Source organism: Nocardiopsis sp. NPDC058789 (genome assembly GCF_042745575.1).
GTDB classification, from domain to species: Bacteria; Actinomycetota; Actinomycetes; order Streptosporangiales; family Streptosporangiaceae; genus Nocardiopsis; species Nocardiopsis eucommiae.
The window spans coordinates 67,100-73,566 of the sequence record NZ_JBHYOW010000019.1 but is presented as its reverse complement, the minus strand read 5'-3'; the positions used below and the strand labels follow the sequence as shown (position 1 = coordinate 73,566).

Here is a 6,467-nt window from a genome sequence, read left to right as displayed (position 1 = left end):
CCCCAACCCCCCCCCGCTGTGCGCCCCCCCCCCCGGGGGGGGGGGGGGCCCGGCGCCCCCCCCCCCACGACTGTTCAGTCCACCTCCGTGCGGGGGCGTCGGGGACGAGGACCGCGTGGACTAGTCCACGAGACGAAGGACGCCGTAGTTGAAGCCCTTGCGCCGGTAGACGACGCTCGGGGTGTCCTTGACCTCGTCATGGAAGAGGTAGAAGTCGTGTCCGACGAGTTCCATCTCCATCAACGCCTGGTCGATGCTCATCGGCTTGGCACGGTGGAACTTCTCGCGGACGACCACGGGGGTCTCCCCCTGGGTGTCGAGTTCCACGAACTCGTCGGAGAAGCGGCCGTCGAGAGCGACGCCGTCGATCGCCTCCTCGTCACCGCGTTGGGCCGGGGGAGCCTGGGTGACCGTCTGGACGGATGAGGGCAGGTCTCCGGGGAGGTCGGCCGTGGCGGCCGCGACGGAGACGGGAGTGTGGTTTCCGCGGTGCACCTTGCGGCGGTCCGCGGACTTGCGGAGGCGGGCCTCGATCTTGTCGATCGCGAGGTCGAGAGCGCCGTGACGGTCCACGGACGCGGCCTCGCTCCGGATGACCGGGCCGTCCGAGTGGATGGTCAGTTCAACCCGCTCGCGGACGTCGGCGAGCTTGGGGTTGCGCTCCTGGGACACCTCCACATCGACGCTCATGCCCTTGCGCTCCCACTTGGAGAGCCTGTCGAGCTTGTTCTCGACGTGCTGTCGGAACTTCTCACTCACACCAGTGCGTCGACCTTTGACGATGATGTCCATAGGACCCCCTTCATCGCGTGGCCGTCGTGAAGGCGACGGCCAGGCTGGCTCTGCTCCCCTCCCACGGCGGGGAGGGTGTGACGCGTCGGCCCTCCTTCCGTTCGTGCCCCGTTCGCTTGAGGGACACCGCTCGGTTGGAAATGCGTATACCCATCAGAGGCAGGGTCATCACGCGCCCCAGGGACACGATTGGCCGGGGCCTTCGGACGGGAAAGAAGGAAATATGACTCGATTGGGGTGAGTCGCCCACCAAACGGCGAAGACCGGGCGGGATCGGTCGGGGCCCGGGAAGCTCCGGGAGGGAGAGGGCCGAGGCGGTGTCGGGGAACCGTGTGGGGGCCCGCGTCCCCGGGACCTGCGTCCCGGGCACGACGAACCCCCCAACGTCGGCATGCCACCCGTCCGGCCGACCTGGTCTTCGTCCCCACATCCGCCTGCTGAGAGTGTCGCCGCTCTTGTACGCGACTACTGCTCTTCTCCCGGTCATGAGGGACATCGGGACCCTCAGCGGGGCAGGGCTTACCTCTAAGGCGCACCGTGATCGGTCGACGAAAAGTCGCCTTACGTGGGCCGTTTCGCCTGCGCCTGGCATCGGCTTGCCGGATGCGCTCCACGGTGTTCCCGGGAGCACTGTGTATCCGGCGCAACCACGGACCCGGACGGGTGCCATACCTGGACCGTAACCTGTCCCAGCCCGGATGTCAGGTAGCGAACGGGGTACCAAGCGGTCGACAAGCGCCGCAAACCCCTGCGAACAGGCATGTTTCGCCCGATCAGGGGGGTTTGTAAAACCTTCTTTCCGGCCCGGCCCCCGACCCCGAACCTGGTCGGCCCGGAACCCGGTCCCGCTCCGCGAACACCAGGACACCCACCACCGTGGCCCCCTCCGCGCGCAGGGCTCGGGCCGCTTCCGCCACCGTCGCCCCGGTGGTGATCACGTCGTCCACGACGACCACCCGGCGCCCCCGCAGGTCCACGTGCCCGCCTGACGGCCGTACGGCGTCCACCAGGCCCTCGGTGCGATCCATCCCCCGGCACTGGCGGACCCGCCCCCGCCAGCTCCGCCACGGCCCGCTGAACCGCCCGGGCACCACCCCGGGGCCGCTCACCGGATCACCCGATGTTCCACCGGGGTCCGGGGCCGCGTCCGTCGCGGCGCGGCCGTCATCCGCACGGGAACCATCCACCGGGCTCGGCCCACCGGAGGGCTGACGCGCTGCGACGAGGCCGTCCGATACCGATCGCCCGGGCACCACCCCGGGGAGGCTCACCGGATCACCCGATGTTCCACCGGGAACCGGGTCCGCGCGTGTCATCGCGGGGAAGTCACCCGCACCGGGCCCGTGCCCCGCCCTCCCGGGAGTCCTGGGCGCGGCGGAGAAGACACCCCGCCGGTTCACCAGGCGGTCCGCTCGGCACAGACCCACCTGTGGCCGGGCGCGCCGGGCGTAGCGGAGTACCGGGGCCACCCCGGCCGTGGCCGTGGGGCCCGCCTCATGGGCGCAGGCGAGCGCGAGCCGCAGGACCGCGCCGCGCCCGGACCACCCTCCGCGCCCTGGAACGGGCACCAGCAGCGTGTCCGGCGCGGCCCAGCCGGAGGCCCGGTAGGCGACGGCCAGCCTCTCCCCCAGGAACCGGGTCAGGCGGTGCTCCCCCCGGTGCTTGAAGGCGAGCAGGACACGGCGGTGCCGCCCCGCGTACGGCCCGGCCGTCCAGACCGGCGGGCGCCGCCCGCGCGCCTGGCGCGGACGGTGGTCCGTCAGCAGGGTCCGGCAGCGCACGCACAACGGGTCGCCGGGGTCGGAGCAGCCCGCGCAGTCCCGGCGCAGCACGAGTTCCACGAGGGGGTCGAGGAGGGCGACGATCAGGCGCCGCGCGCGCACGAGCGCGCCGCGCCACCGCCGCCGGTGGGCAACGGGGTCCATACCTCCAGCTTGGGCGGGGCGGGGCCGGAGCGCCAGTGCGGATCCGCGACCTGTGGACAACCGGCCCCGCGCGGTCAGCCCGGGAAGGTGGGCGAGCCGCCCTCCACCACGTTCTGCCAGTTCAGGGGGTCGTTGGACACCCAGATGTTGCCGTCGTCCGAGCCAGCCAGCAGGGGTTGGCCGGGCGCCCCCGAGATGGTGATCATCCCGGCGACCGGGGCTCCGGCGCTGGCGGCGGGCGTCCCACCGTCGAGGGAGACGAACAGGGCCTGGGTCGTGCCGCCGTCCCGGCTGCCCAGGACCACCAGCTGGTCACTCGAACGCCAGGCGATGCTGGTGATGTTCTCCAGCTCCTGGTCGGCGAGGCTGATGAAGGCGCCGACGGACACCTGGCCGTCCTCGCCCTCGACCACCCGGCCGACCTGGAGCGAGCGCACACCGTCCCGCTCGGTGACCACGGCGGCACGGGAGCCGTCACGGGAGATCCTGAAGTGCACCAGCGACTGGTCCCGAAGCCCCCTGACCTCGGCCTCCACGACCTCGTCCCCGTCGCGGAGCAGCCAGAGGGCGGTGTCCCCGGGAGCGGGCGGCTCCTCCTCCGCCGCACCGGTACCGGGGTCCTCGTCGTCGCGGGGGGCGTCCTCGTCCTCCTCCTCGTCGGAACGGTCCTCCTCCCCGGTCTCCTCGACCACCCAGAGGTTGCCGTTCACGTCCCAGGAGAGCTCGGTGAAGACACCGTCGCTCAGCACCTCCTGGGTGTGTGCGCCGGGGCTGGCGAAGCTGGTGACCACCTCACGCCCGCCCAGGGTGACGCCCGCGATGGTGCTCTCGTCGAGCGAGACCGCGAACCGGTCCAACGGGACCTCGCCCGAGCCCAGGGGGCCCGGGACCCGCTCGGCGTCGTTGAAGTTGTCGGCGTCCCAGTCGGCCGCCGACCAGAGCTGGCCCTCGTGCGTGTAGTAGGCGTGCACGCCCGAGAAGGTGGCCCCGGGGCTCACCCTCGCCCAGTAGTCGCTGCCCGGCCGGGGGCGGTCCGAGCTGTCGCCGTCGGACTGCGGGAAGCTCACCTCGTCCCCGTTGAGCCGGAGGGTGAACTCCTGGATCTCGGGGAGCTGGCGCAGGGTCCAGGCGATCTGGGCGCCCATCCCGTACTCGTCGGCCTCGGACTGCCCGTTGATGTCGATGACCGCGCGTTCGGTGTCGATCTCCAACTGGGGCGCGGTCCCCTCGGGGAACGCGGAGAGCACGGCCGGGGCCAGCCAGTCGGTCGGGCCGCCGATGAGCTTGCGCAGCAGGCGCTCGGCCAGTTGGTCGGTGCTCACGGGCAGGTACACCGGGTCCGGGACCAGGGCGGTCCCCGCCGGGTTGAAGAAGTACAGATTGAACGGCCGGTAGGTGCGCTCCACGTCCAGCTGGCTGAGGATGATCTCGTCCGGGAGGTCCTGGATCCGCCACTCGCCCTCGGGGTCGTCCCCCTCCTTGGCGAGGGTGAAGGTCTCCTCCAGCATGGTCCCGGTCTCGGCCGGGACGTACTTGCCGCTCTCGTCGATGCTGGCGATCTCGTTGCTGCGGATGCGCACGGTGGCGCTGAGGCCGTCCGAGGACACCTCCGAGTCCATGTCCACCGCGTCGAGGTCGGAGAACACCCGGACGGCGGCGTCCGGGGTCCACTCCTCGCTCTGCTCGGGGAGCATGTAGCTGCGGGCGGCCTTGTGGTCCTCCTCGAAGCTGCCGAGGTCCTTGAGGAAGCCGTCGATCAGCCCCTCGGGCTCCACCCCGGGCTGCGGACCGGCGGGCAGGAGCCGCACGTATCCGCCGTAGGGGTCACCGGAGCTGTCGCCGCCCTCGCTGGGGACGACGGGGCCGGTCATGGGAACACTCGCACAGGCCGCCAGGGACACGCAGGCGAGCGTTCCGGCCGCGATGGTGCGCGCGGCCCGGGCCAGACGTCCCGGTCGCTCCACATCGCTCACAGCGCCTCCTCCTCGTCGGACCCGAACCGGCCCCGCACGTCCTCGGCCCCGTTCCCGCCGTCCTTGTCACCGAAGGGCGGGTAGTTGCGGCCCAGCGCGATCTCCGGCGGCACCAGGGGCAGCGGGGATCCGCGCAGCTCGGCGCCGGACCGGCGGGGCAGGGACAGCCGGAACTGCGAACCCTGTCCGGGCAGGCCCCAGGCCTGGAGCCAGCCGCCGTGCAGGGTGGCATCCTCTTTGGCGATGGACAGGCCGAGCCCGGTCCCGCCCGTGGTGCGCACCCGGGAGTAGTCGGCCCGCCAGAAGCGGTCGAAGCACAGGTGCTCCTCCCCCTCCTTGAGGCCCACCCCGTAGTCCCGCACGGCCACGGCGACGGCGTCCCGGTCACCGGCGGCGGCCACCACCACGTCCCGCCCCTCGCTGTGCTCGATGGCGTTGACCACCAGGTTGCGCAGGATGCGGTTGATCCGCCGGGTGTCGAACTCCGCGACCACGGGGTCCGCGGGCAGACGCAGGACCACCTTGATGCCCCGGCCCTCCGCGATCTGCTCGGCGTCCCCCACGGCCTTCATCACCGAGTCGCGAATGTCCGCCGACTCGATGCCCAGGGTGGCGGCCCCGGCGTCGTGGCGGCTGATCTCCAGCAGGTCCGCGAGCAGTTCCTCGAACCGCTCCACCTGGCTCTGGAGCAGTTCCACCGACCTGCGGTGGGAGGCATCCAGCTCCTCACGGTCGTCGAACAGCAGGTCACCGGCCATGCGGATGGTGGTGAGCGGGGTCCGGAGCTCGTGCGAGACGTCGGAGACGAACTGGCGCTGGAGCTTCGACAGCTCCTCCAGCTCCTGGATCTTCTCCTGGAGGTTGCCCGCCATGTCGTTGAAGGACATCGCGAGCCGTGCCAGGTCGTCCTCACCCTGGACCGTCATGCGTTCGGTGAGGTCTCCGGCGGCCAGGCGTTCGGCCGACTGCGCGGCGGAGCGCACCGGTGTGACCACCTGCCGGGTGATCATGAAGGCGATCAGGCCCAGGAGGATCACCAACAGCACCGCGACTAGGGCGACCGTTCCCTGCACCAGGTCCAGGATCTCCTGCTCGTGCTGGAGCGGGAAGATGTAGTAGAGCTCGTACGCCTGGTTGATCTGGGCGCCCACGACCAGCGCCGGTTCGACCGAACCGTCCTCCATGTCGATGCGCGTGTACGTGTGGTACTGCTGGTCGAACACCTCGGACTGGCGGACCTGCTCGACCAGGCGCGGCGGGACGCTGCCCTCACCGGTGGCCCAGCCGAGCTCGTCGCTCACCGAGGGCAGGATGAACACGCTGTACAGCCCGGTGTCGCCGCTGCGGCTGGTCAGCTCGCTGGCGACGTTGTTCAGGAGACGGTTGCGGTCACCGATCTCGTTCTCCTGGAGCTCCGCGAGCGCGTAGTTGAGCCCCGCTCGGTGGTCGTTGACCGCAGCGTTGGTCTTGGCGTCCAGCAGACCGCCGCGCACCTCGGAGATGAGCACGTACCCCAGCCCCGCCATGACCAGCAACGACAGGACCAGGGTCGTGCTGATCACCCGCAGGTGCAGGGAGCGGCGCCAGTTGGTGTGCACCCCGCGTACCAGCGCGCGGGCGGCGCGCTGGGCGAGGAGGTAGGCACGGGTCAGGCCCGTGTTGTTGTCCCGCCAGCCGCCGCTCTCGGGCAGGCCGGGGGGAGGGGCGGACCGCTCTCCCTCGGAGTCGGCTCCCCTCCCCTCCTCGGGTTCGGACGCGGTCATGTGGGTCCAGAGCG

At 71.4% G+C, this 6,467-nt stretch carries 4 protein-coding genes; all 4 read right to left on the bottom strand.

The genetic code is table 11. The features are described 5' to 3' along the window. Positions 1–120: 120 nt before the first annotated feature. The 4 genes from hpf to mtrB all read right to left on the bottom strand — a co-directional run bounded on the left by hpf (position 121) and on the right by mtrB (position 6,453). Positions 121–792, bottom strand: a complete 672-nt coding sequence (hpf, locus tag ACFW3L_RS23305; RefSeq protein WP_017542470.1) for a ribosome hibernation-promoting factor, HPF/YfiA family — start codon at positions 790–792, stop codon at positions 121–123. A 773-nt stretch (positions 793–1,565) separates the two neighbouring features. Next, positions 1,566–2,717, bottom strand: coding sequence for a phosphoribosyltransferase family protein (locus tag ACFW3L_RS23300; protein WP_378745054.1), 1,152 nt, complete (start codon positions 2,715–2,717; stop codon positions 1,566–1,568). Positions 2,718–2,791: 74 nt separating this feature from the next. After that, complete coding sequence (locus tag ACFW3L_RS23295) at positions 2,792–4,690, bottom strand: LpqB family beta-propeller domain-containing protein (RefSeq protein ID WP_378745050.1); 1,899 nt, start codon at positions 4,688–4,690, stop codon at positions 2,792–2,794. Beyond that, positions 4,687–6,453 (bottom strand): MtrAB system histidine kinase MtrB, encoded by a 1,767-nt coding sequence (gene mtrB, locus ACFW3L_RS23290; RefSeq protein ID WP_378745049.1) that lies wholly within the window; start codon positions 6,451–6,453, stop codon positions 4,687–4,689. Before mtrB ends, ACFW3L_RS23295 begins: the two co-directional genes overlap by 4 nt. Positions 6,454–6,467: the final 14 nt, after the last annotated feature.